This is a genomic window from Paenibacillus sp. yr247, assembly GCF_900103825.1.
Lineage (GTDB): Bacteria > Bacillota > Bacilli > Paenibacillales > NBRC-103111 > Paenibacillus_E.
In genome coordinates, this window is the sequence record NZ_FNIF01000077.1 from 1 (window position 1) to 1,498 (window position 1,498).

Sequence of the window (1,498 nt, forward strand, 5' to 3'; positions counted from 1 at the left end):
TTTTTTTGATTTTGGCTCTGTTAAAACTCGATGTTGATTTTATCATTAAGCTAAAGGGCAGATTAGTGGAGTAATGCGTTCGCAAACGGCGCCATTTTTATGGATATTATAAGGTTGTTTTAGTTGCTAATCGATTAAATTAAAAACCAAATATTTGAGCAAGCCCCCTGATTGTCGTTATTACAGAAACAATTGCCCCAAAAGAGAAAAAAAACAAAGCAAAGATTAGACTAGAACGTCTAGCATGCTTGCTAAATAACAAATACAGTATTATTAAGGCCCATTCCAAATACCACCTGAGTAATTTCTTGTCTGCTTTTTCGTCTCTGTAACTTTTCACGTGTTTGATAGCGTCCTTCAAGGACTCGTATGCAAAAAAGACGCCACCTAACATTATCACCAGACTCACAATCCATGAAAAATTCCATTACACATAACTCCCGATATCACATGATTAAGATGTTGTTTACGACTATTGTTCCCATTTTACAGCGTTTGCTGCTCTTTTTTGGTTGATTGAACTAAAGGGCAGTTTTCTTCAACAGACAGTGGATCATAGTTGTTTCTGGGCAAATAGGGAACTTGTATTTGCTTTGGCTCGGCATGTTCATTCAAGGAATTGGCGCCGGATGGACGTTTCAAGCTTCTTTATGGTTTGCAGGTCAGCTGCCGAAGTCGGAGTAACGTCCGAGGGTTATTTCGGCATTTTATTTATGCGCCTATGCTGGATTCATTATTCCACCGGTTGGCGTTGGCGTGCTGACGCAATTTTTTAGTTTAAACTTATCGTTGATTATTCTGAATTCGTTTGCTGCGTTGATCATTATTTACGTGCTGATATACTCGGTCAAATTTAATCGGTATTACTCAAAAATTACATCACAATAGACATGCTTTAAGCTTCGCCTTAGTGGTGTAGGAAAATAATGTTTGTTAGAAATTTGCAGTTGTAAAGATAAACCGAATAGTCCTTTGATAAGGATATGTCCAATCGATCTCGTAACCCCCAAAAATCTCGTGATGCCGGTTATTATTGAAGATAGTAAAGCCCTTTTGATCAGAAGCGACTCCATCCACCTAAATCATTCGGTCGTCAGATATAAAATCATGGAATTTATTGAATAAACGGAAAGCGAACCGTTTCGTCCGCTAAGGACGTCGGGAACGGCACGAATGCGTGTCCACTATTGCTAAGCGTCGATGCTGAGTTAAAAATCAGCTTATGATTGGAGATGGGCTTGAAAAAGTTGAATTAGGACAACGCAACGCGCAAAAATTAGGAATCAGAGGGTACCTTATTTTGTAATTAATGAGGAGATCGGCTTATCTGGACTACAATCTCCTGATGAATTTCTTAAAATATTTGAAAATAATTAGGGCTTGCTGAATGCTGAAAAAGCGGCTGTAAACCGCATAATAACAAGGGTTTGAGCTATTTTTGTCGAAATCATATGCAAAGGAAACCCCGAAAATATCGCGAAAACTTTGCATATGGAGT

General features: G+C 38.4%; 1 pseudogene. It reads right to left on the bottom strand.

Annotated features, from left to right (window positions below):
* Window positions 1-933: 933 nt before the first annotated feature.
* Window positions 934-1,116, bottom strand: a pseudogene (locus BLT91_RS33375) (hypothetical protein); the annotation flags it as partial.
* Window positions 1,117-1,498: the final 382 nt, after the last annotated feature.